23 protein-coding genes are annotated in these 24,680 nt (G+C 42.0%); 10 read left to right on the forward strand and 13 right to left on the reverse strand.

All coding sequences use genetic code 11. The features are described from left to right. Positions 1 to 399: 399 nt before the first annotated feature. From IX91_RS19975 to IX91_RS19985, 3 genes are all read right to left on the reverse strand, one after another. Entirely contained in the window at positions 400 to 1,395 is a 996-nt protein-coding gene (locus IX91_RS19975) for a hypothetical protein (protein WP_004743050.1), read from the reverse strand. Between the two features lie 145 nt (positions 1,396 to 1,540). Further along, a complete protein-coding gene (locus IX91_RS19980; RefSeq protein WP_004743051.1) occupies positions 1,541 to 2,122 on the reverse strand; it encodes a DUF6988 family protein in 582 nt (193 codons plus the stop codon). Positions 2,123 to 2,257: 135 nt separating this feature from the next. Next, on the reverse strand, positions 2,258 to 2,872 hold the full coding sequence (locus tag IX91_RS19985; RefSeq protein WP_004743052.1) for a hypothetical protein: 615 nt from the start codon (positions 2,870 to 2,872) through the stop codon (positions 2,258 to 2,260). 705 nt (positions 2,873 to 3,577) lie between these two features. Here IX91_RS19985 and IX91_RS26950 point away from each other — a divergent pair. Both IX91_RS26950 and IX91_RS26955 read left to right on the forward strand, forming a co-directional pair. Further along, on the forward strand, positions 3,578 to 3,703 hold the full coding sequence (locus IX91_RS26950; protein ID WP_269083060.1) for a hypothetical protein: 126 nt from the start codon (positions 3,578 to 3,580) through the stop codon (positions 3,701 to 3,703). A gap of 313 nt (positions 3,704 to 4,016) precedes the next feature. Continuing rightward, a complete protein-coding gene (locus tag IX91_RS26955; RefSeq protein WP_269083061.1) occupies positions 4,017 to 4,151 on the forward strand; it encodes a hypothetical protein in 135 nt (44 codons plus the stop codon). An 852-nt stretch (positions 4,152 to 5,003) separates the two neighbouring features. Here the strand turns inward: IX91_RS26955 and IX91_RS20000 are convergent. After that, positions 5,004 to 5,561 (reverse strand): nucleotidyltransferase family protein, encoded by a 558-nt coding sequence (locus IX91_RS20000; RefSeq protein WP_004742840.1) that lies wholly within the window; start codon positions 5,559 to 5,561, stop codon positions 5,004 to 5,006. Between the two features lie 125 nt (positions 5,562 to 5,686). Then, complete coding sequence (locus IX91_RS20005) at positions 5,687 to 5,995, reverse strand: hypothetical protein (protein ID WP_004742841.1); 309 nt, start codon at positions 5,993 to 5,995, stop codon at positions 5,687 to 5,689. 232 nt (positions 5,996 to 6,227) lie between these two features. Between IX91_RS20005 and IX91_RS20010 the strand changes: the two genes are divergently transcribed. Continuing rightward, positions 6,228 to 7,199, forward strand: coding sequence for an integron integrase (locus IX91_RS20010; protein ID WP_004742842.1), 972 nt, complete (start codon positions 6,228 to 6,230; stop codon positions 7,197 to 7,199). Positions 7,200 to 7,402: 203 nt separating this feature from the next. Here the strand turns inward: IX91_RS20010 and IX91_RS20015 are convergent, their stop codons facing one another. After that, positions 7,403 to 8,596 (reverse strand): acetate/propionate family kinase, encoded by a 1,194-nt coding sequence (locus IX91_RS20015; RefSeq protein WP_004742843.1) that lies wholly within the window; start codon positions 8,594 to 8,596, stop codon positions 7,403 to 7,405. Between the two features lie 307 nt (positions 8,597 to 8,903). On the opposite strand from IX91_RS20015, the gene IX91_RS20020 reads away from it, so the two are divergent. After that, positions 8,904 to 10,490: a putative bifunctional diguanylate cyclase/phosphodiesterase gene (locus IX91_RS20020; protein WP_004742844.1), complete on the forward strand. Its 1,587-nt coding sequence runs from the start codon at positions 8,904 to 8,906 to the stop codon at positions 10,488 to 10,490. Between the two features lie 67 nt (positions 10,491 to 10,557). Here IX91_RS20020 and IX91_RS20025 read toward each other — a convergent pair whose 3' ends face one another. Further along, positions 10,558 to 12,561, reverse strand: coding sequence for a TonB-dependent siderophore receptor (locus IX91_RS20025; RefSeq protein ID WP_004742845.1), 2,004 nt, complete (start codon positions 12,559 to 12,561; stop codon positions 10,558 to 10,560). Positions 12,562 to 12,677: 116 nt separating this feature from the next. Between IX91_RS20025 and IX91_RS20030 the strand changes: the two genes are divergently transcribed. The 3 genes from IX91_RS20030 to cueR all read left to right on the forward strand — a co-directional run bounded on the left by IX91_RS20030 (position 12,678) and on the right by cueR (position 15,538). Then, positions 12,678 to 13,721, forward strand: a complete 1,044-nt coding sequence (locus tag IX91_RS20030; protein WP_004742846.1) for a helix-turn-helix transcriptional regulator — start codon at positions 12,678 to 12,680, stop codon at positions 13,719 to 13,721. Positions 13,722 to 13,916: 195 nt separating this feature from the next. Then, positions 13,917 to 14,981, forward strand: a complete 1,065-nt coding sequence (locus IX91_RS20035; RefSeq protein WP_038197324.1) for a porin — start codon at positions 13,917 to 13,919, stop codon at positions 14,979 to 14,981. 158 nt (positions 14,982 to 15,139) lie between these two features. Next, positions 15,140 to 15,538 carry a Cu(I)-responsive transcriptional regulator gene (cueR, locus tag IX91_RS20040; RefSeq protein WP_004742848.1) on the forward strand — a complete coding sequence of 133 codons (399 nt, stop codon included), beginning with the start codon at positions 15,140 to 15,142 and terminating at the stop codon, positions 15,536 to 15,538. A gap of 55 nt (positions 15,539 to 15,593) precedes the next feature. Here the strand turns inward: cueR and vctC are convergent, their stop codons facing one another. From vctC to IX91_RS20065, 5 genes are all read right to left on the reverse strand, one after another. Continuing rightward, complete coding sequence (vctC, locus tag IX91_RS20045) at positions 15,594 to 16,349, reverse strand: iron chelate ABC transporter ATP-binding protein VctC (protein WP_004742849.1); 756 nt, start codon at positions 16,347 to 16,349, stop codon at positions 15,594 to 15,596. A 7-nt stretch (positions 16,350 to 16,356) separates the two neighbouring features. After that, entirely contained in the window at positions 16,357 to 17,307 is a 951-nt protein-coding gene (gene vctG, locus IX91_RS20050) for an iron chelate uptake ABC transporter permease subunit VctG (protein ID WP_004742850.1), read from the reverse strand. Then, complete coding sequence (gene vctD / locus IX91_RS20055; protein WP_004749134.1) at positions 17,300 to 18,235, reverse strand: iron chelate uptake ABC transporter permease subunit VctD; 936 nt, start codon at positions 18,233 to 18,235, stop codon at positions 17,300 to 17,302. The genes vctG and vctD overlap by 8 nt, the downstream gene beginning before the upstream one ends. Before the next feature lie 74 nt (positions 18,236 to 18,309). Further along, positions 18,310 to 19,227, reverse strand: a complete 918-nt coding sequence (locus IX91_RS20060; protein ID WP_004743481.1) for a siderophore ABC transporter substrate-binding protein — start codon at positions 19,225 to 19,227, stop codon at positions 18,310 to 18,312. 167 nt (positions 19,228 to 19,394) lie between these two features. Further along, positions 19,395 to 19,817: an RNA-binding S4 domain-containing protein gene (locus IX91_RS20065; protein WP_004743480.1), complete on the reverse strand. Its 423-nt coding sequence runs from the start codon at positions 19,815 to 19,817 to the stop codon at positions 19,395 to 19,397. A 156-nt stretch (positions 19,818 to 19,973) separates the two neighbouring features. On the opposite strand from IX91_RS20065, the gene IX91_RS20070 reads away from it, so the two are divergent. Next, positions 19,974 to 20,726, forward strand: a complete 753-nt coding sequence (locus IX91_RS20070; RefSeq protein WP_004743479.1) for a substrate-binding periplasmic protein — start codon at positions 19,974 to 19,976, stop codon at positions 20,724 to 20,726. 147 nt (positions 20,727 to 20,873) lie between these two features. Next, positions 20,874 to 21,509: a response regulator transcription factor gene (locus IX91_RS20075; protein ID WP_004743478.1), complete on the forward strand. Its 636-nt coding sequence runs from the start codon at positions 20,874 to 20,876 to the stop codon at positions 21,507 to 21,509. Here IX91_RS20075 and IX91_RS20080 read toward each other — a convergent pair. Then, positions 21,490 to 22,380 (reverse strand): LysR family transcriptional regulator, encoded by an 891-nt coding sequence (locus IX91_RS20080; RefSeq protein ID WP_004743477.1) that lies wholly within the window; start codon positions 22,378 to 22,380, stop codon positions 21,490 to 21,492. The two genes, IX91_RS20075 and IX91_RS20080, sit on opposite strands and share 20 nt — an antisense overlap. 385 nt (positions 22,381 to 22,765) lie before the next feature. Here IX91_RS20080 and IX91_RS20085 point away from each other — a divergent pair, with 385 nt between their 5' ends. Beyond that, the gene (locus tag IX91_RS20085) at positions 22,766 to 24,541 is read left to right on the forward strand and encodes an EAL domain-containing protein (RefSeq protein WP_004743476.1); all 1,776 of its coding nucleotides are present in this window, start codon (positions 22,766 to 22,768) and stop codon (positions 24,539 to 24,541) included. Positions 24,542 to 24,680 lie beyond the last annotated feature (139 nt).

The following is a 24,680-nucleotide window of genomic DNA, read 5'->3' on the forward strand; positions in this document are numbered from 1 at the left end:
AGATTAATAATTTTTCCGCTAGGTTTTTTATTGATAGCTTCGATAGCAACTCTGTGTCTCTCATCCTATAACTATATGCGAAAGCAAGTGTGGGACTTTTATGGCGCTTGGGATGAGTTACATCTTAGCTTTTTCATATGGCTCCCCATAACCTACGTATTCTATTTGACATTCAAAGACGTTTACATCGATATTCGTCGCTATATCAAGTCAAGTAAAAACAATAAATCATAAATAATAACTGGACTCAGATATTTGCTAGCGATTCCTAACGCCCAATTAAGGTGTGAAGCACGCTACCACAACACTCAAATTGGACGCCGTAATCACTAAACTAGACCCAAACCAAAAATGCCGAGCGTGCTGAATCACTCTTAAATTGTTTGTTAGCTAAATAAGTTACGCTACAGCTTCAACGTCCACTGTTTCGACAGCCTCAAAGCCTTTGGTCTTTTTGAAAGACATATTATGAATAAAGTTTTTCATGCAGTCGGAAGGGTCTATTGTTTCCATGTTAATCCCACCTAACGTAGCCCTAGAGATATACACCGAAAGAACATTTGATTCTTCCAAGTGTCCCGTTGCTTTATTAAGCAATTTGTCGGTTGCATTTATTACCACAAATTCATCGGGCAATATTGCAAACAGCTCACGTGCAACTCGCAGGACTGAGCTACAAACATAATCCTGATAGATTTCGTTGAACTTGCCTACAGGCATTTTTTTGACCGACAACTTGCCGCTCTTTAACAGGCTCTTTTGTTCGCTAGGAATGATATCTTCACCATGAATGTGTACATTCACAGTTACTAACGATGTATCAGAGATGGACAAGTGAAGACTTGAACCCAACGCATCAAGCTCACTAAAAGGGCTCATTTCTTTAATCACTTCGATTTTGGCTTCAGGAGAGCCCGCTAATACTTTCTTTGCCTGTTCGACGCTATCCGCCCAATCTTCACACTCCTGTTCCCAAGTTTTGAGTGAAGCTTCATAGTTATTACTGTCTTTTTGTTTAGCTGATTCTATAGCAAGATTTAAAGCTGAAAGCTTTGAATCGACTCGCTTAAACAATTTGTCAATGAAGCTAGGTTTGTATGCTTCTTTTAGCTGCGTTGCTTTTTGCTCTAACACATTTGAAAACACTGGTTTTATAGGCTCGTTAGACAAAGAAATTTGATGCCAGTTAATTTCATCTCCACACTCTTTGTGCATGGACTGAACAATTTCTATATGATTTTCAAAAACGTCAACTTCATACGCAGCTTGCTCCAGTTCTTGCATTTTCGCATACTGCTTTTGCTTTTTTTCAATTTCACGTTGACGTTTTTTTGCGTTTCGATCTGCGCGCTTTGCAGCTGCATTAATAGATCTAACTGTACCTTTCCAACCCATAGTTACCTCATTATTATTTTATTTAGCTAACGCCGCGTTAAGTGGTGAGCAACGCTACCACCTTACCTAAACCATTGTGCCGTAAACACTAAAGCTGAATCAAACCGAGAATGCCAAGCGTTGGGAATCCGCCTTAAACGCTTTGTTATAAGCCGTGCTTATGGTTTGCTAATTCCACTGAAGCTTTAATTGCCTCAATGTTTTCAGACAGCATACTAACTTCGATTCCAGACAATAAAGCATAATTTGCCGAGAAATCTAACAGTGATTCGATTAACTCTTCATCATGACTATTTGTAATAGTGTCACGGTTATATTTACGACCAAGAAGCGCGGCACCAGAATGGGTAAAGCTGTTGAGAGTTTTCCAGTAATGTCCTTTTGGTGTTGCTAGTTTACTACCTTTTACCGTGTCAATTTCAGAAACCATTACCCCAAAGGTTTTGTTGAACTTATCCTTTCGTAAAGCTGCAAAATCTTTGTCTTGTGCACAATGTGTAAACCATAAGCCCTTAACATACGCTTCAAATAGGGGGCGCAACAAAGTACAAGCAGAACTGTACAGTTTTCTTTCAACTAACAGTACGATGCTTCTATGGTGTTCAATTACGGTCGAGTGAAAAAGTGAAGGAATGAACTTACTATCATCAACCGAGATCTCTAAACCTTCATGGCACTTATTAATATCCACCGATAGTTGGTAGGCTTTTTCGACATCAATACTCATATTTTCCTCTAGGCTTATAACGCCCTGCTAAGTGGCTAGCAACGCAATACACGATACTTAAACTAGCCGCCATAAACACTGTACCAAACTAGAACCAAAATTGCCGAGCGTTGATAGTCCGCCTTAAGCAGTTTGTTAGCTGCTAGCCTTTGACAATGATTTTCGAATTACCCAGATATAGAACAACGCCAATAAGTCAATTTGAAAGAACCCCAAATTATACTTAGTTGAATACTCTAGAAGTGAGCCTCCTAAATTAAAGGATACTGATAGCCAATTAAATGTATCACTCACCCAATCTAAGGTTAGGAAAACGCCGCCAACACCATAGTAATTGAAATACACACTACCAAGCCCAAAAGCAAATACTTGCAGTCCAACATTCAAATATGGAAGTAGATAATATGTCGTGACCCTTTTGTATAGGACCAGACCAGATAATGCATTAAGAACAATTACAAAAACTGAAGCGACTACTTCAAGCACACTTAACCCAGAGAAAGAAAGAACAAGAATTACAAACGCTATTAGCGCAACCAGAAATTGGCTAACGCTTATCATAGTTAGTATGCGACTCCAACGTAGTTTTTTAGCATTAGCTTGCTGTTCGTAAAACTCTTGAATCTCATGCTTTCTTGTCGCTATTTCGCTAGTTAAGTTTTTGTAGTTTTCAGGGTATGCCTCGGCATCTATGTTTCCTAACGCTTCAAGCAGCGATTTCGCATTGTACTTTGTATAGTTAATTTCCATTTATATACTCTATTTTCCATTTTGCAGCTAACGCCCTGTTAAGTGGCTGCCAACTTACCACAAAACCTCACTAAACCATCGTAAACACTGTACCAGACCAGAACCAAAAGTGCCCAGCGTTGGCAGTCCGTCTTGAACAGATTGTTAGTTGGTTAGATTACTCTGAAGTTTCGATGTTCCACCGTAGAAACAGGTGCCGTTTAAAAAGCAGTAAACGACCAATACCTAACGACTACCGCTGCTTTAGCGCAGACAGTTCTGAAGCTAAACGAATTCATTGCATGCCCAAGTAACTGAAACTGATGTACCTGATACGCCCGTTCATCAAACCAGATATCTAACTTGATTAGGCAAGCAACCCTGATTCTTATCCGAGAGTGATTACTTGATGCTTGCCGAGATACGGAGAACTAACACAAACCACGCGCACGAAACTCGTACCTAAAACCAAGAAACAAATACCAACTAACGCCCTGCTAAGTGGCTGACAACGCGACCCCCGCACTCAACTAAACCACCGTAAACACTACACCTGACTTGGACTAAAATCGCCCCGCGTTGGCAGTCCGTCTTGAGCAGATTGTTAGCTGCTACGAAGAAGGTGGAGTTTTTCACCCAAATGCTTAATGTGAAATACATTATTGGTTTCGGATGATAATGTAAATTGAACAGCTCACAAACCAAAACCCAATTGACGAAATAGGTTTGGGAAAGAATACTTTCGAAGAAGCCCACTACCAAGTGCGCAAAACAGATTTAGCCACAGCAGCATTCCAACACCCAAGAAGCCGCACCAAAGAACTAGACAAGCACACCACTTCAGTAAACTGACTTTGGTTGATTCAACCACTTTTCGAACAGTGCCACTGGCGAGATACTTTGTACCCTAGAACTTTCGGCTGTAAAACTAGAGCCCCGTATTCATGAGCACTTAAGTCCTTAGTGTCTTTAAACACTAGCTAACGCCCTGCTAAGTGGCTGACAACGCGACCACCGCACTTAACCAAACCACCGTAAACACTATACTCACTTGAACTAAAAATGCCCCGCGTTGACAGTCCGTCTTAAGCAGATTGTTAGCTGCTACGAAGAAGGTTGAGTTTTTCACCCAAGTGCCTAACTTGAAATACATTATTGGTTTTAAATGACAATGTACATTGGGCAGATCAATAACCAAAACAAAGTTGATGAAATTTACTTGCCAGAGAATGCTATCGAAGAAACTAACTGCCCAGTGCGCGAAACGGATTTAGCTGCGGAAAAGTTTCAACACCCTTGAAACCACAACAAAGAACTAAACAAACGCACCACTCCAGTAAACTGACTTTGGTTGATTCAACCACTTTTCGAACAGTGCCACTGGCGAGGTAGCTTGCGCATTGGGACTATCAAGTGTGAAGCTAGAGCCCCGCATTCATGAGCACTTAAGCCCTTAGTTTCTTTAAATACTAGCTAACGCCCTGCTAAGTGGCTGACAACAGGCCACAATAGGTAAACAAGCCACCTTAAACACCGAGCAAACTTTGAAGTAAATTCGCCGAGCGTTGGCAGTCCGTCTTGAGCAGTTTGTTAAGCGTTGTTTTGTTCCGATGGCCATTTCACGTAAGCAAAGAGCCATATTGCAATTATGTTGGCGATTGGTAATAGCATCACAATTGACCACCACTTTGAAAATCCAGCTTTCTTGAGAATTGGTCCAAAGACTAATAATGGGATCAGTATGATGAAAGACAGGATTATTAATTGCCATATGCTTATGCCACCCATTATTCAGTTTCCTTATTTTTCTTTTCGACGTTCCATTGAGAAAAAACTAAGATCAACGGACAAACAATAAACCCTATAAAAGGAATGAAAATCGTGAAGCTCAAATTTGTATTTAGTCCTGCCCGTTTGTAAATCAAGTAAACCGGGTAAAAAAGCACAATCAAAGTAAACAATGCTTGTAGGAAAAGTTCTTCTATCAAAGGTAACCTCTTTTTACTCTGTATGATTCAAAAATACGCTTAACGCCCTGCTAAGTGGCTGACAACATAACACAAAACGCAAACAAGCCACCGTAAACACAGAACAAACTTTGAAGTAAATTCGCCGAGCGTTGGCAGTCCGTCTTAAGCAGCTTGTTAGTAGGTCAATGCCAAGGGAACACCTGTACTTTCTGCCACCTTGCCTTATAGCCAGTTGTCATTTTGTTGTAGTTAGCTTCTGTCATTGCCTTTTTGTTAGGTTTAATAAGCATATTAAATGCGTCCTCTAAACCATAGGGGGCGAACAATTTAATGTTTCCTAAGCTATCTAGAGTAAACCCAATAGCAAAGGCAGAAAGCCAAGACTGGATACCTTGCTCGACGCGTTCGTATGCCTGAATGGAACAACCAAACTTCTTAGCATAGCGTTCATGTATAAATGCTTGGTTTTTTACATCAACGTCAACACCATGACTTAACCGTGAACTAATACGATTTTTGAATTCATCTTCAGTGACATGATTAGAGCTGTCGAAATAGACAACATCGAAGTCTTTAATTTGAGCAAGAAACGGTTTGCTTTCGATACTGTTCCAGATGATTTGAGTAATAGCACCGCCTGCGATATAGAAGTTTGGCACCCCTACTTCCTGGCACACTTCAGCTGTCTCGATCAACTCTGGAACTTGCAGAATTAGATCCTTGAGTTTTTGTTTATTCATCCTGACCTACTAACGCCTTGTTAAGTAGCAGCTAACCACCACTACACTCAAACAAAGCCACCGTAATCACTAAATTCAACTCAAACCAAAATCGCCAAACGTTAGCTGTCTACTTGAACAATTTGTTAGCATTCTTTGTTTTTAGATTGCTGATTGCTATCTTTAGTACACGAATTTGAACTTTCTAATTTACCAAGATTGTCAGCCATAGAGTATGAGTCTGCAGTTTTCTTTATTGGCTCGATAACGTGTTGAGTTTTATTAGTAATAGAGTTAACTTCCCCAGTGTCATTCACTGCCCCCATTACCCTTGTGCTATCTGATATAGTTGAGACTCTATCTATATTACGAGTTGCTTTTCCAACGTCAGCTAACCCGCCCAATATTGAAAATACAATTGCTATCGTACCCCCGCCAACAAACCAGTTTTTCATGAGTTGCCCCTTTGAATGCTAACAGCTCTTAGCCAGAACTATTCTTTTATTAACTACCGAACAATTCTGCAATTGCTGATATCAAACTGTAACCTTATCTCAAATATCTGAAAACTAACAGTTGCTTAGCTTTAACGTTGTGAAATCCTACCCGCAAAATCAAGAATACCTCTATACAGCCTGCCTTACTCTGCCAAACTAAAAATTATGTATAAATAAACAGGCATTTATTATGAGCAAATCGCCGTTCTTGGCGTACATTCGCGACTATATGCTCGGTAGGAACTATGCTCTTCGTACCGTCGAGGCATATGTTTACTGGATTCACCAATATATAATCTTTCATGGTAAACAACACCCAAAAGAACTGGGCACTCAAGACGTAGAAAACTTCTTGAGCCACTTGGTATCGCAAAAGGGCATCGCGCAAAAAACGCAAAGCCTCGCACTCAACGCGTTGGTGTTTCTCTATAAAGAAATCATCCACCAGCCCGTAGAGCCTGACATGCAATTTAGACGTTCAAATAAGTCCCGTAAACTCCCGACTGTGCTTACACAAACTGAAGTGCGCAAGCTATTCAACCAGTGCTCACCCAAATATAAACTACCGCTCCAACTTATGTACGGTTCAGGATTGAGGTTAATGGAGTGTGTTCGCCTTAGAGTACATGACATAGACTTTCAGTATAAATCGATAAGGATTTGGCAGGGCAAAGGAGGCAAAAATCGAATCGTCACGTTAGCACCTGAGCTGTTTGATGACCTGAAGCAGCAACAGCAAATTTCATTAAGGTATTATAAGCAAGACATGAACAACAAAGGGTTTTCAGGAAGCTATTTAACTGAACCACTAGCCAGAAAATATCCCAATGCAGAAATGAGCTTTAATTGGCAATACCTCTTCCCTTCTGACCGCTTGTCTTCTGATCCCCGCGACGGTAAAAATCGCCGACACCATATTCACCACACTTCGCTACAAAAACATATCAAATTCGCTGCAAATCAGGCAGAAATCGAGAAAGATATTTCCTGCCATACCCTAAGACACTCGTTTGCTACTCACCTACTAGAAAGTGGAGCGGATATCAGAACAGTCCAAGAGCAATTAGGTCACTCAGATGTAAAAACAACACAAATATATACTCACATCATTGATAGAGGGGCGAACGGGGTAAAAAGTCCACTATCAAGTATTTTCGACTAATCAGAGTATAAAAAGTTGATTTGGAGTTTGCGTTACTCTCCCATTCCAACACATCTAATCTACCTGTGATTGCACCTTGGGTAACTTGGATTGGTACAGCGGCTTTGTTCACTTCCTGAGGTGAGCTTTAGGCGACTTTTCAAATGAGAAATAACAAAAAAGCGAGCCACTTGGGCTCGCTCTTTTCTAATGATTTGAATTTGTTAAAGAAGTTCTACCGACTGCTGCGCAATAACAAACTCTTCATTTGTTGGGATAACCATTGCCACTGCGCCAAGCAGTTCCGAAGTCGCGATAACGCCTGCGTTACCAAAGCGAGCCTCTTCGTTGCCTTTTACATCTTCAACAAAACCTAGCAGTTTTAGGTTATTTAGAATCTCACGGCGAATGTCTAACGAGTTCTCACCAATACCGCCTGTGAAGATAACTGCATCTAGGCTGTTTAGTGGAATCATGTAAGAGCCGATGTATTTCGCAACACGGTAGGTGAACACTTCAAAGGCTAGCTTCGCACCTTCGTGACCTTCTGCCATCGCTTCAAGGATACCGCGAGCATCAGAAGTTAGGCCAGAAACACCCAAGAAACCTGATTTCTTGTTAAGAGTGTCAAAGACTTTCTCAGTCGTCCAACCTTTCTTGATTAAGAACTCGATAACTCCTGGGTCTAAGTCACCTGAGCGAGTACCCATCATTAGACCAGCAAGGGGAGTAAAGCCCATTGACGTGTCAACAGACTCGCCGTTTGCGATCGCACAAACAGAAGCACCGTTGCCAAGGTGAACAGAGATGAAGTTAGACTCTTCAACCTTCTTGTCTAGCATCTTCGCTGCTTCACGGCTAACAAAGTAGTGGCTAGTGCCGTGGAAACCGTATCGGCGGATACCATATTCTTTATACAGCTCGTTAGAGATTGCACCTGTAAACGCCTTTTGCGGCATAGTTTGGTGGAACGCAGTATCGAATACAGCGAACTGAGGAAGGCTTGGGAAAGCTTGCATAGAAGCCTTAATACCTTTTGCGCCTGCTGGGTTGTGGAGCGGTGCCAGATCAGACAGATTCTCAATTTCTGTAAGTACTTCGTCATTAATACGAACTGTAGAAGTAAACTTCTCCCCGCCATGAACGATACGGTGACCCACGGCAACTAAATCTTTAGTGAAACCAAGAGTATCCATTAACGCAACGATTCGGTTAATAGCGTGCTGGTGGTGGTTATCAGGCGCATCAATCGCCTCTTCAGTTTTTTCGCCGTTGTATTTCCAGCTAATGACTGCTTCTGGCAGACCAAAGCATTCGCCTAAGCCACTGACGATTGCGTCACCAGACTTAGAGTCAATTACAGCAAATTTTAATGAAGAGCTACCAGAGTTAATGACCAGCACAAACGAGTTCGACATGGATTTGTTCCTGTTTCAGACTGTGAACTGAAGCGTTACGCTTCTATATTGTTGTTGTGCCCATTATTCAATATTTTTTGAATCTTTCAACTTTTATTGGTCTTTTTAAACAAATCAAACAAACTTTTGTTGATCTATCGCAATAGCGGATTTATTTCACACCAAAAAATTAATGTTAATTTTATTACTAACCAGAACGCACTACACTTTAGTTACGCCTGAGCTCATTCAATCAGTGCGACCAAGGCATACACATCACTTAGGAACCACTCGGTGAGAGGTAGTTTTGTTTACATTAGCAATCAGTATGGTACTTATTGGCCTGTGCCTGCTTCTAGCGGGCTTAAAAACTGCGACTCAGATATGTAAGCAGACAAAACATTCGGGTTGGCGCTGGCTATACTTCTTGATTGTGAGCTTTGTCGTCGGCTATTCATTTGTGCTGATGTCTCTACTGGCAGAACAAACAATCAGTCCCATTTTGCTCGGATTAAGCGCGATTCTCTTCTGTGGCAGTATCTTCGTTTATACCGTCGTTTCCTACAGTTTTACCACCATAGTTCAACTTAAAACACTAGTGAGACAAGAAAAGTACAATGCTTTGCATGATTCCTTAACCAATTTGCCGAATCGTAAACACTGTATAGAAACAATAGAGTTATTAATTGAGCACGATAAACCCTTTGACCTGATGCTGCTCGATGTCGTCAACTTTAAGCAGGTCAATGATGGCATGGGACATTTTTGCGGCGATCAACTACTGGTACAGATCGGACAGCGTATTAGTTCATTACTAGAGAAAGGCGATTTTATTGCCCGAATAGGCGGTGATGAATTCATCGTTATCACTCCACTTCGTCCAGAGTTAGACATAAAACATGCTGCTAAGAGAATTAATCAAGAGCTTCACCTCCCCTTCTCTGTTGATGGTTTTGAACTCACCACCAGCGCTAGCATAGGCATCAGTCAGTTTCCGTTGCATGGCACTGATGCGGAACAAATGATCAACGCGTCAGACATCGCAATGTATTGGGCGAAAAAAGCGGGACGACCTTTTGCAATTTACGACGACAGTATGAGCCAAGGTGCGAGACGAAAACTCGAAATTTCGCGCAATATAGATAAAGCCTTAGAAGAGAATGAGTTTCAAATCTACTACCAACCTATCTTGTGCAGCGTCCATGGCATTGTCAGCGGCTATGAAGCCTTGATTCGCTGGATCACTAAAGATGGAACCACCATTAGCCCGATCGATTTCATCCCTATCGCCGAGCACAGTAACAAAATCACGTCGATTACTGCATGGGTACTTGATCAAGTTACACAAGATATCAAAACGTTTGAAACCCAAGGTATCCGCTATCCTATACACGTCAATCTTTCAGCTAAGGACTTAATGGGTTCTAAGTTAGAAACCAAACTGCTAGAGCTAATAGAAAAAAATAACAAGATTACTGATTGTATCGTTCTAGAAATCACCGAGAGCACCGCAATTAATCGTCTGCGAAGCCCTGAAAAACTTCTAGAGAACATCCGAAAGCTCGGTTTTAAGATCAGCCTAGATGATTTTGGTACAGGATATTCATCGCTTTCGCTATTAAGAGATTTACCCGTTGACCAAATTAAGATTGACCGTTCGTTTTTGTACAAACTAGAGAAAAACGAGCGAAACGGATCGATCGTAGCGAATGCCATATCGCTTGCTCATGGGCTTGGCTACACCGTAGTGGCGGAAGGTGTTGAAGATGAAGCGGTACTCGATATACTTAAGAGCCAAGGATGCGACTACATACAAGGCTTTTACTACAGCCCACCATTAGAGATTCATAGCGCCATCAATTGGACTTTATTGCACAACCCGCCAATCATTTCAGAGCTTGCCAAAGTAAACTAAAAAAGCTGCCCCGAAGGACAGCAAAATGTTCAAAGTTCAAATGGATCAAATAAAGCCAAAAGTTAAGTTAGAACTGGTAAGCAGCTGACAGCTTGAAGTTACGGCCGGGCTCATAGTCATCCGCGATAATGCCTCGTGCATCACCTGTTTTAGAAGCATGCGATACATAAGCTTCATCAAAGATGTTGTCGATTCCAAACGTAACCGATAGATCTTCGACATTTGAAGGAATCCACTGAGCATAAAGGTTATGTACGTTGTAACCCTCCTTCACCGCTTTGCCTTCGAGAACATTGTTTTCTTCTAAAACGACAATCGATGTCCAGCCAAACAAGACGTCAATCGAATCTGCTTGGTAATCTAGAGTCAGCGCAATGCTATCACCGATGTCCATGCTTCTGTCATTGGCATCGAGTACTGGGCCTCCGTTAGTCACATTTTTGTTATCTGAACGAGAGTAAGACAACTTCGAGTTAAAGGCTTCATATCCATACGTTGCGCTTAACTCAAAACCGGTAAACTCAACATCTCCTTTGTTGTAGATTAAGTAACCTTTGGTAGAGCTTTGATAAGCTTCGGCGATGTAATCGTCAATTTGAGTTTTAAAGGCAGTTAAACTCGCTCCAAAGAAATGGCTGTTTACTTGCTTATTGAAGCGAATACCACCCTGAGTGTTTTGACCTGTTTCCGCTTTAATATCACTAGCTAAGTGCGTTGTTGGTTGGTACTTGATAAAGGTTTCAAGCAGTTCTGGGCCTTTAAACAAGCTTCTTGTGCTCGCGAACAGAGTCCAGTCATTGGTTACGTCCCACTCGGTCGCAAGCGACCAAGTCACGTCATCAAAATTCGAAGTACCCGTTGCTGCTTTGCGCTTGTAATCGTCGTAACGAACACCCGCAGTAACTGACCAAAAATCGGTAATGTACATTTGGTTTTCAGCAAAGAAGGCACTATTGATTGCAGATTCGTCAGCAAATACGACGCCGCCATAGATACTCTTACTGGTTTTGTCTATGTAATCCAAACCGTAAGTGACGGTATTATCTAAACGGCCAATTTGGTAATCGCTTTGGAATTTGGCATTTGCGCCAACGTTTTTGTTTTCGGCACTATTTACCGACAAACGATCGCCCGGCCAGCGGCTAGTCACTCCTGACTCATCACGCACGATCTCTGTTTGGCTAGAATAAAGCGTTACCTTACCTTTATGAACGTCACCTTTTAGTTCATAAGACAAAGTCACCGTGTCACGATCATAATCGGTTGGAATAGTTTCAGTACCTGAACGCTCATTATTTGCCGAACCTGACCAATCAGGTCGCGGGCTGTAATCGCCGCTATCACGATAAAAGTCGTAAGCAAGCTCAAATCTGTGGAGCTCTGAAGGCTCGTAGCCTAACTTACCAAGAACATTGTAAGTATCACCTTTGACACCAAATGTCTTATTACCGTTGCCATCTTTGAAGTTATCACGTGATAGCCAGTTGCCATACAACATGGAATCAAATTTCTCACCAAGCAAGCCATAGAATGTCACTGAACCTTGCTGACTGGCGTTGCTTGCGTAACCGCCATACACGCGCGTACCAAACTTCTCGTCTCCGCGTAACAGGTCTTTCGCGTCTTTCGTTTCGAAGTAAACCGAACCACCAAGGCCATTTTGCGTCACTGAGTTGTTACCAACTTGAATCTCAGCCGTCTTAAGAATATCTGGGTTTAAGGTGAGGTTACCAATGTGGTGGAACATATTGGCGTGTTGAGAAGCACCATCTAAGCGAATATCTAAGTCTGTTTCACCAAGACCACGAATGTTGATTCGTTGGTTAACTGAGTGGGTACCGCCCACATCGACACCAGGTACATCACGCAGAAGATCTGACATATGATCCGCTTGCTTAAGCGACATATCGCCCGCACCAAGCGATTCTGAGCTACTCGAAACCTTAGTTCCCCATACGACAACATCTTCTAAGTGAGTGACTTCTTGCGCTACTGCGCCACTGCTAAGCGCTGACCATACAGCAAGAGTGATCAAAGAGAGGTGTTGGGGGCGATTGGTTACCCTTTTCATGCGACTATCCCTAAATGTAAATGATAATAATTCGCACGTATGATATGGTTGTTATCGATTAACTAAAAGATCAATAGCTTATGCAAAACTGCATACTGCTTATGAGGAACTGCCATATGCCAACCGCTGAACTCAATACTCATAGATTACGTAAAGTAGCCATTACTCAAAAAGTAGAAGAGTCAGAAAAACAGCTCATTGTAGGTGAGACTAAACATGGTCAAGCCCCTTTAGTTGAAGGGCAGTTTCTTTCGTACAACGTTGCCCAACGCGTCAATATGCACGGATGTAGAAGCCTAGAGCTACAAGATTCCAATGTTGTTTCTATGGCTCCCTCCTCGGTGATCATAACCGTTCTACTCGAAGGCAAACTTAGATTTAGCTACGACGACTTAGAGTTTAAGCTGGACTCTAGTCAATGCGGAAAAGTCACATTGGTTAATCTCAATCAGCCTGCAAACTTCCGTCGACAGATCACTAAAAATAATTGCGTGACCAAACTCAATATCATGATGAACCACGATTGGATTAAAGCGCGCACTGATGGCAATTGTCAGGTAAGCCAATTCATTGCAAGCCATAAGAACTTTCTCCAATTTGATGTGTCCCCTGAGATAGAAAACTTAGTCACAAGCGCGATCAGTCTTTATCAAGCGAGCTCATTCGAGGAAAAGATCGCACTAGAATCCATCGCATTTCAACTTATGGAGTCAGTGTTTGGCAAGTTGGCAACGGAGAGTTTCCACTCTAAGGAGACCGACAAAAGTGCCGGAATACCATCTTCAGTTGAAGATATTGTCTGTTATATAGAATCACACCTTGGCGATCCATTATCTGTTGACCTCGTCGCTGAGCATTTCTCGATGAGTAGCTCTAATCTACAACGCAAATTTAAACAGCAACTTGGAGTGACAGTCAGTGGTTTTATTCGCAGGCGCCGACTTGATGTGGCAAAGCAAAATTTGGAGCGTGGCTTAGTGACGATTACCGAAGCAGCCTATGAAGCAGGCTATAATCACCCCGCGAATTTTACCAATGCGTTCAAAAAAGAGTACGGCATTCCACCGATCTCAATTGCAACTCAAAACGAGAATTCCGCTCAGATTCAATCAACCCAACAAAGGCATCAGATATCAAACATTTACACCAGCTATAAGTAATAATCCTCACTTATAAAAAAACCTAATGTAACAAACCATTACAACCATAAGTATTTGTATTTACGAAACATTTTCTCTCTTTTAACATTTTATTTTGTTTTGTGACCGTTTTGTGAACTTTCGTTTTAAAGTCTGCTCATCGTATAAACACGAGCAATGAAAGCCGAATTAAGGCTTAATAATATGGACTTTATCATGAAAAAAACGATTCTAGCGGTTGCTATCGCATCTGTTTCTGCTTCTTCTTTTGCTGTTGAGCTTTACAACAATGACGGCACAACTTTTTCTATCGGCGGCCACGTTTCTGTAAACGTAAACGACTCTGAAAAAGGTGATGCTGACGTGGGTACTAACTCGCCACGTATCAACTTTAACGCGACTCAAGAGCTAAGTAATGGCTTTACTGCTGACGCTAAAGGTGAATGGGCACTAAACTACCTAAACGGTGGTGAGAATGCATTTACTACTCGTCTAGGTTACGTTGGTCTTTCACACGACTCTTACGGCCGCGCTGTAGTGGGTACTCAGTGGGCACCTTACTACGATGTAGCAGGTGTTGCTGATATGCCTATCGCTTTCGCGAACGACTTTATCTATGACAACCACGGTGCGCTAGGTACAGGTCGTGCAGATAAAATGGTGAGCTACCGCAACGGTTTCGATTTTGACCAAGCGGGCGAGCTATCTTTCGCTCTTGGTTGGCAAGGTACTAACGATGAGCAGGTTGAAGTTAACAATGTTACTACTGGCATCAAATACGATGACCGCGTTCAAGCAGCTCTATCCTACGCAATCGCAGACTTTAAACTAGGCTACACATACAACACGGGCGATTTTGTTGAAGGAACTTCAACGAAGAAAGAGAAAGCAAAATCTCATCTAGTATCGGCTAAGTACGGTACTTACGGTAAAGGTGTTTATGTTGCTGGTGTATACGCATCTAACGAAAATATGAACAGCAGCGGTACTACTCTACTTGAAGAGAGCGCAGCTTATGAAGGTCTAGTATCTTACGCGTTTGAAAACAACCTAAACCTCATCATGAACTATGAGAAAGTTGAAGGTAAAGTAACTAAGTCTTCAGAAAAAGGCACTGCGCGCGAAGAGCTTGCTCTTCAAGCCGAGTACAACTTCACGCCTAAGTTTATCGCATACACAGCTTACCAGTTCGATCTAAACGATTCGAACAATGCACTTGTTACTAATGCTAAAGACGCAGCTGATAACAAGTGGCTAATCGGTGCTCGTTACTACCTATAAGCTCTAAAAAGCTGTCCAAACTGCTGACCAATTTCAGCGCAGCCCACCTCTTGTAGGTGGGCTTTTTTACATCTAGCGCTTTAATCTTGAGAACAAAAGTAGTAAAAAGATCGCACCTATTTGAAGTATTGCATTCGACTCTGTTTTAAGGAATGGCTATGAATATTGGTGTTGTCTCTAAACTGACGGGATTATCAAGCAAATCAATCCGCCTCTATGAAGACAAGGGGTTAATTACGGCCCCACAGCGCAGTGAGTCTGGCTATCGTGAATACTCCCAACAACACGTCAATCAACTGAACCTTATCTCTCGCGCCAAGAATGCGGGTTTTTCTCTGGTCGAGTGTAAAGAGTTTGTCCATTTAGCCTCTAACCCAAATCGCAAGAGCAGCGAAGTCAAAGCGAAAGCGAAAGAAAAGCTCAAAGAGGTCGAATTGAAAATTCGAGAGTTAAAAGAGATAGAAAAGCAGCTCAAGAGTTGGGTTTCTGCCTGCCCTGGGGATTCTGGCAGTAACTGTCCAATTATCGAAGATTTAACGAAAAAGAGTAGTCTCTAGCCCTCTAATAGCAAAAGACCTCCGGCTTGGAGGTCCTTCAGTTATGGATTAAGCCCTAATAATAAGTACACATACGTTTACCATCCACTTCAATAATATTGAACGGAGTCTCGTAAATGCTTTCTAAAATATCCGACTGAATCACCTCTTCAACACTGCCCTGCGCCACTACTTTACCCTTCTTCAGCGCGATGATTTTGTCTGAGTAACAGGCTGCAAAGTTAATGTCATGAATCACAACCACAACCGCTTTCTTCATCTCATGAGCAAGTCGCCCAACATTGCGCATGATCTGCAAAGAATGCTTAATGTCGAGATTGTTCAGTGGCTCATCCAAAAACACGTAGTCGGTGTCCTGCGCCATAACCATAGCAATAAAAGACAGCTGTCTCTGACCGCCACTTAGCTCGTCGAGATATTTGTGTTGAATATCCTCTAAATCAAGGTACTCAATCGCCTTATTGATGACCGTCTGGTCTTCATCGGTTAGCTTACCTCGTGAATAGGGAAATCGACCAAAGGCGATCATCTCTCTTACGGTAAAGCGCATAGTGATGTTGTTAGCTTGGCGCAATACCGCCAACCTTTTTGCCAGCTCTTTGGTATCCCATTGACTCAGCTCTTTGCAATCAATCAGTACTTCGCCTTCATCCTTACTGACTAAGCGACTCGCCATAGAAAGTAAGGTACTTTTTCCTGCCCCATTAGGGCCAATAATAGAGGTGACTTTACCTTTTTCGAACTCTGCGCTTGCGCTATCCACTACTTTGGTTTGACCAAACACTTTGGTCAGGCTTTTCATTGAAATCATAATAGACCTACACGATTTTGTTGCGCAGCAACATGGTTAAGAAGTAAATACCGCCAATGAAGTTGATCACCACACTGATTGTGGTTGAGAAACCAAATAGGTTTTCGACTATCCACTGACCACTGAGCAGTGAGGCAACTGAAAGTAGCGAAACACCCACCAGCAGAACTTGGTGCTGGAAAGACTTAAACAGTTCACGCGCTAGGTTGGTGACTAGTAAGCCAAAGAACATGATCGGGCCAATCAAGGCAGTCGAAATAGCGATCAGTGCAGCACTTAATACGAGAACTTGCAGCGTCACTTTTTTCACATCAACACCAAGACTTGTTGCGTTGTCTTTGTCTAACCAAAACACATCCAGAACACGATGTAATCGGTATAAGGCAACACTGATCGCCAGCAACAATGGAGCGCAGTAGTAGACGAGCTCTACCTTAACGTTATTAAAGCTGGCAAACATATTCGCTTGAACAGACGCGAAGTCATTCGGATCCATCAGCATAACAAAAAAGGATGAAATGCTGCCAAACAGCTGCCCTAGGATGACTCCAAGCAGGAGCAATACCATCAGGTTTTGCCGCTCACCTCTAAAATAGAAACTAAACAGCAATAGAGAGAAGCCAAGCATCACCACAACAGACAAACTGAAGTTGAAATAGGCGTTCAAGGCAAAGCTACTCATGCCACCAAAGATCACTACCACCAGCACTTGAGTAAACATGTATAGGGAGTCAAAGCCCATAATACTCGGAGTTAGAATACGGTTGTGAGTAATCGTCTGGAATACCAATGCCGATTGACCAATCGCGATACCCGCAATGACCATAGCCAGTACTTTGGGTATTCGACGTGATAGAAAATACTGATAGTTATCGGCATTCAGACCAATACCAATAAACAGAAAGCAAAATACGAGTGCAATGATCGCTAGCCCGATAAGTTTGGTTCTATCAAGCATGCTTTTGCCCCTTTAGAATAAAGAAGATAAACACCGCTCCGCCAAGAATGCTGATAATGGTAGAAATAGGGATCTCGTAAGGGAAAATAATCAGGCGTCCTGCCAAGTCGCAACAAAGAACAATTAGCGCCCCAAGAATGGCAGTTAGAGGAATGTTTTTGCGTAGGTTGTCACCAAAGAATCGGCTAACAAGGTTAGGTACTATCAAGCCTAAAAATGGCAGCATACCGACAATCATTACCACAGTCGCAGACATCACTGACACCAGTAACACACCAATCACTAACACCTGCTGATAGTTCAAACCGAGGTTGGTCGCAAAGTCTTTACCTAACCCTACCGCAGAGATCCTTGCAGCATACAAATAACTGAAGATGGCGACTGGAATCGCGATGTAGAGCAACTCGTAGTCACCCTGTAACAGGTTAGCGAAGTTCGCTACTGTCCAGCTAGAGAGGTTTTGCAGCGCATCGTATTTGTAGGCGATGAATGTTGCTAAAGAATCAACGACATTACCGAAAATGATACCCACTAGAGGAACAAAAATGGCATTTTTAAATTGGATGCGATTAATAAACTGAACAAACAGCAACGTGCCTGCCATAGAGACACCGAAAATCAGCCACAGTTGAGTGCCATTACCGAATAGTACTAGGCTCAACACATAACCTAACATGGCGCATTCGATGGTGCCTGAGGTCGACGGTGACGCAAATCGGTTTTGGCTAATTTGCTGCATAATAAGACCAGCGATACTTAAACCTGCACCAGCCAGCAATACGGCAACAAGACGAGGGATTCGACTTGTCCAGAATAGATGCCAGCTATTAAGATCACCGGCAATTAAAGAAGCGAGATTTAGCTGCCCCACTCCAACAAACAGTGACGCGATACTCAATACTATCAACGCCAACAACAACTTTTTCACTTGCTTTTCTCTTTAGCACAAAAGCCTCAAGCACAAAAATGCTTGAGGCCAGTTTTTATAATTCTTATGTTCTGTTAGTTGACTGCTGATGCTGATTTAACATCTTCAATCATCTGCTCAGTCGCGCGCATACCTGCGATAGATAGATACCAAGCGTTGATGTCTAAGTAAGCTAACTTCTTGTTTTGGTAAGCGTCAGTTGCTTTAACCAAATCGTTTTCGAAATCACGCTTAACTGTGCTGCCTTTGCCTTTGCCTTTGTTGATAAGAATATCTTTGTCGATAACTAACAAGGTTGATGGGTTCTTCTCACGAATAAATTCATAAGAGACAAGGTCACCGTGACGACTCTCTTTAATCCCTTTCACCGTCTCTTTGAAGCCAAAGTCTTTGTAGATAGCGGAGAAACGAGATTGCGCACCAAACGCGGTAATGTTGCCACCCGCACTCATTACCGTTAGAGCATCAACATCGTTCTTGTCATTGGAAGCGCTGATTGATTTGAACTCTTTGTCTAGCTGCTCGATCTTAGACTCAACAAAATCTTGTTTCTCAAAGACTTCGCCAAGGTTACGCCATTGCTCTTGAGTACTCTCCCAGTAACCTTTGTTTGAATCCGCAGCAAAAACGATAGTTGGGGCGATCTCCGTAAGCTCTTTGTACTTCGCAGCGCCGCGAGAACCCACAATGATTAGGTCAGGTTTTTGAGTATAGATGGTTTCAAAATCTGGCTCGTGCAGGCTGCCTGCTGAAATGAATTTGTAATCGCGATATTCAGCCAAGTAATCAGGGAACATGCTGACCGTTGACACTGCGACAGGCTCAATTCCAAACGCCTTAACGGTATCTAACGCGCCCAATCCAATAACCACAACCCTTTCAGGGTTCGACTCCAATTTTGTGGTGCCTTGTGCGTGCTCAATTTCGACCATTTTAGCGTTAGCGCCAAATGCTAACAATCCTGTGGCTAATGCCAGTGCAGACAACTTCATTGCTTGACTCCATAATTACTAATGCAATCCATTATCATTTAGATTCATAATAAAGTCATCCGCAATTTACGTTATTTACACTTTTAAAATTGATGTGATAAATGAGTAACTTAGAGTAAAGATGTAAAAAAAGGAGCTCTAATAGCTCCCTTTGAAATCAATAGAATTTAGAAAAAATCGATAGTGGAACGACCGTTGCCCTTTTTCTTGGCAGGTTTCGATTCTTTGCTTTTCGGTTGTGATGACATATCTTTTGACGGCTTGCGACTTTTAGAGTTCGCCTGCTTGCTCGCTATATCTACCTTCTCAGGTTTCACTTCAGGCTCGGTCACTGGCGCATCGCACACCACAACATAATATTCTTGGTTAAATTCAAAAAAATCGCCATCGTAGAGCTTACGACGTTTACGCGTTTCCAATTCGCCATTGACGGCAACATAACCTTCAGCAATAAGGTGCTTCGCCTCACCTCCACCACCGACTAAGTTGGCTATTTTGAATACCTTATACAACTCTATTGGCTGTGACGAGACTTCGATTCCAATCGCTTCGATCTCGATCTCTTCACCCTGTTCGTAATCTTGGTCCATACGATGCCTTATGGTCTTTCTTAAACAAAAAAGAGAGTCTAATCTCAATATCTTTATAAATAAACTAAAGTTAATAATAAGTATAAGATACAAGTAAGGTTCAACGTCGTGAAATGGTCTTTGCTACCGTTACTGTTTCCATTGAGTAGTGCCTGTATGGCTTATCATCCTCCTACTAACGTCGTTATCTACGGTGATGACGCTTATCCTCCATATAGCTACATAGAAAATGGTCAAGCAAAAGGCATTTACACTGAAATTCTTCAAGCGGTATTCGATGGTATGCCCAAATACCGAGTTAAAATCACCCTAGTACCATGGAAGCGAGGACTTAAGTTGCTTGAAGTAGGAGAAGGCTTTGCGCTTTACCCTCCCTATTACTACACAGATAAGCGCCCTTATATCTCCCCCTACTCTGTTCCCATCTTGAATGAGGAGGTTGTCGTTTACTGCCAACCAGATAGCGTTAAGAACCGACAGTTAAAACGTTGGCCTGCTGATTATCTTGGGCTAACAATTGGTATCAATGAGGCCTTCGCTCTTGGAGGAACAGAGTTCTGGGAGGCCGTTAAACAAAGGAAGATCTTTTTAAAAGAAGCCAAAGGCAATCGAGCCAACCTTCTTAACTTGTACAAAAACCGCATTGACTGCTACATCAATGATCGGCTCTCTATTTTATGGGAAATAAAACTGCTTACTCACGAAGGAGCGGTAAAACCAAACTGGGAGCTAACATTAGGCACTTCAATTAGCGGCGAACAAGGTTACTTAGGGTTTACCAAAGTATCCCCAAGTAAATACCCTTACAAAGCACATTTCGTTGAAAAATTTAACCAGACATTAGAGCAACTTCAGAAAGATGGTACTGTTGACAACATCATGTCCAAATATCTGAATAACAACAACTAGCTGACTTTTTTTACACTCACCTGACACACTTTCCACGTTGGAAAACTGGCTTTTCCGCCTTTTCCGTTCGGAATCCCTTACATTGCACTCCTCAACACAACGCATAGGACGCATTAGTCCCAAGTATACCAATAAGAGAAAGTAGTGATGACCAGAGATACCAATGTTCTAGTACTAGATAGCCAGCCAATCATGCGCGAAGCCATTTCTCAATTTGTCTATGACGGGCTAGCGCATTCGCAAGTCTACCAAGCTTCAACCGCCGTATTCGGTATACAGGTATTGAAGACGTACGATATCGACTTGGTGCTGTTAGATGTAGAACTAGAGGGCTCAGATGGATTTGAATTTTTAAGGCGAGTTCGTGCTCATGGTTATAAAGGCCAAGTGCTATTTATTTCTAATACCGACCACCCTATGTATTCAGATACAGCAAGAAAGCTAGGTGCAAACGGGTATATCACAAAGCGTGAAGACACCCCAGTTATTCGTGAGGCAATTATTCGCGTCGCTGGCGGTTACTCGGTGTTTAAACGCAAAGGTCTTGGACAGAGCGAGCGCTGTACTACGCTTTCAAATCGAGAAACTGTCGTATTCAATTACCTAGTCAAAGGCTATAGCAACAAGAAAATTTCAGAGATCTTATCTTTAAGCTCAAAGACTATCAGTACCTACAAATCTCGAATACTGGATAAGTACAAAGTGGACTCAATCGTCGAATTGATGAATCTTCAACAACACGTCTATGTAGATGTCTCTGAAGTTAGAACAAATGCTGCTTGAGTTTTTTAACTAGCAACCTATGCAAAGGATTGTCATGGTTTACAAGTTTATAATTAGCAACAATGGACAGAGGCTGTTCAATTTGTAAGTTCTCAGGTAATACCGTGACATTGTAGTCAGTGCGAGCTTTTAAATGGCTCGTTGCTGGCAATAGTGTCGCACATTCCATTTCACACAACATTTCGAATAAACAGGTCATATCATCAACGGTCGCAACCTTATTAATCTTTACGCCGTTGGACTCAAGCGTGCGCTTGATGACCGCTTTCTTATCTTGCCAGCCTTTCATTTCCATCAACACATAAGGCATAGCCAGTTTTTCATCCAAAGTACGATGTTGATACTTTTCCGCACAAACAATCGCCCCTTTGTACTTACCCAAATGATGTTGGTATATGGTTTTAACCTGTTCATCGTTAAAATACTGCACACCAATATCAATACTCTCATCGTGAATCTTTTCCACTGAAGAATCAGACCAGGTCGTGATCTGAATTTCTGCTTTAGGAAACGTCTCAAGTAAATCCAATAACAAAGATTTGCCTATTAAGTATTGTGCCAAACTGGGTAAAGCGAGCACTATCGGCTGATCATAAGTCATTGGGTCAAGTTCAACTGGCTGCACCGCATCGTCGATCAAATTGAGACCTTTAGTGATTTTAGGCAATAGATTGAGCGTATATTCCGTCGGCTCAAACTCGAATGCTCCTCGGACAAAAAGCTGATCACCCAATTGCTCACGTAACTTAGCCAGATGCTTACTCACAGCACTTTCTGTCTTACCTAACTCTTTAGCTACAAGTTTAAGTTGGCGATGCTTTTCTAACAAAGGAAGCACCTTGAGTAAGTTGAGATCCAACTGTGACTTCATAACAATACCGCGATTACTTTTGTGTTGAAGATTGTGAGTATGCTTTAGCTAAGCGACTTATTTGTTAAACTAGGTGAATAAAACATTATAATCATATATTTACTATAAAAACATCACATGCTCTTGTCAGAATACTCAGCAAGTTTCGCTCTTAGCTCACTCAGAAACCATGCTGAAACTGTTGGTTTATCAAGTGAAATATCAACAACTTTGGTTACTCTGTGAGCTACAGTTAATATTTTTTATGCAACTAATAAATAATGCGATTGATATGCTAGAGATCAAAACTCAAATCCTGTATTACTAACAGAATAAGTGATTAAAAGTATAATAAATATCACGTAACAAAGATAAACCACAGAGTTATCAGGTATATAGATTTTCAATGGATCATTCAATTGACAACGTCGTGTCTCCACCAAAACTGTCCCTAGTCTCTGGGACGGATGATGAGCTTGTAGAGAAAATTGAATCCGCAGTACTGGGGCTCACCGGTGCTGAACTTGATGATCTGATGGATAATCATTTCCGCCATATGATTGATGTGCTTAACGATGGCATTTTCTATATGTCGGGTAATGAATATGTTTGCTTCTATAATCCTTCTTTTTACTCACGCTTTGGCATCGAATCTGGACATACCGATTTAAAAAGCTGGACTGACCTTGTTCATCCTCAAGATCAAATCGCATTCGGCGAAAAAGTGGATGAGCACATTCAGCAAGATGGCGCTCGCGTTGTCACTCAATATCGCATTCGTTGTACCAATGGCCGTTACATATGGCTTGAGGGCACTGCCGTGACGAAAACAGTCAATGGAAAGAGATTCATGATTGGCTGCCATCGCGATATCTCTGATAGAAAATTGATGGAATCTTATGTTCAGCAAACATCTTTAACCGATGGTTCTTCTGGATTAGCTAACGAACAAAAGTTGGCGATGGATCTTGATAACCTTAAGGTGGTGAACCAAGAAACACACCACCTAATGTACATTCAACCTGGGGTCACACGTTCGTATCAATCACTTTATGGTGGTCAAATGATGCGTGATCTGCTTTCGCGCTTAACTAAAGTACTCGGTGACTTTCCCGAACAGTTCGTTGACATGTACCGTATCCAATCACACGATTTTGCCATCATTGTACGTGGTCAGTTGGATGATTCGGCCCTCAACAAATTGGCTCGTCGTATAACCAAAGTCTACAAAGAAGCGATTAGAACGCTCGATTTCCTGTTTGCAAACGAAATCAGTATCGGTATCTACCCAAACATCACTGAAAATTGTGACACTGACGAAATTGTCCGTGTTGCCGCGCAAACTTGTCAGTTCGCCGTAGCTAATTCCGAGCACTCTGTTCGAATCTATGCTGGGAGTACTAAAACTCAAATAGATCGCCATTTCTATATTGATCAAGAGCTTGGCAATGCAATACGTAACGGTAATCTGTCGGTTAAGTTTCAGCCTATCGTCTGTTGCAAATCGGATAAGGTCGCAAGCTTTGAAAGCCTAGTACGTTGGCGCAGCGATACGATAGGAGAGATATACCCAGACGAATTCATTTCTGTGGCGGAAAAGAAAGGTTTGATTAGTGAACTAGGCTACTTCGTGTTTGAGAAGGCCTGTTGCTTTATCAACAAGTACCAGCAAACGCACACTGAAGAAATCAAAGTTAATGTAAATGTTTCAGTGCTTCAGTTGCTTAGCCAACAGTTTCCTGACAACGTTAAGCAGATTACCAAAGAATTTGGTGTCAATGCTAACTCAATCATGCTCGAACTAACTGAGACCATCATATTAGATGACAACAAAGACGCTATCTCGCAGCTATTGCGACTGAAGCAATTTGGTTTTCAGCTCTCTTTGGATGACTTTGGCGCGGGCTATAGCTCATTGAACAGTTTTTTTGATTTGCCGCTGTCACAGATAAAGATCGATAAATCAATTGCTTGGCGTTCACTAGAAAATCCAGTCACGTTCGAATACCTCTCATTTATCACCAATCTGTGTAACACCTACAATATCGATATTGTTATCGAAGGTATTGAAGATGCAGCAATGCAACGTGTATTCACCGATATGGGAGCCGCCTACCTACAAGGTTATTGGTTCTCCAAGCCACTTTCCCTTGCCAGTGCTAGCCACTATACCAAGATATAACCCCCTGTCTCATATCCGAGACTTATTCACCGAATTCATCATTCCATTTGACTAATTAACTTTAGTTGTAGAGAATTCACACAAATTTATAAACCAGTTCATATACCTCGCCAGAATTATGGCTACAGGTAACGGTGTT

Origin of the sequence: Vibrio tubiashii ATCC 19109 (assembly GCF_000772105.1) — a bacterium.
In the GTDB taxonomy this organism is placed as follows: Bacteria; Pseudomonadota; Gammaproteobacteria; order Enterobacterales; family Vibrionaceae; genus Vibrio; species Vibrio tubiashii.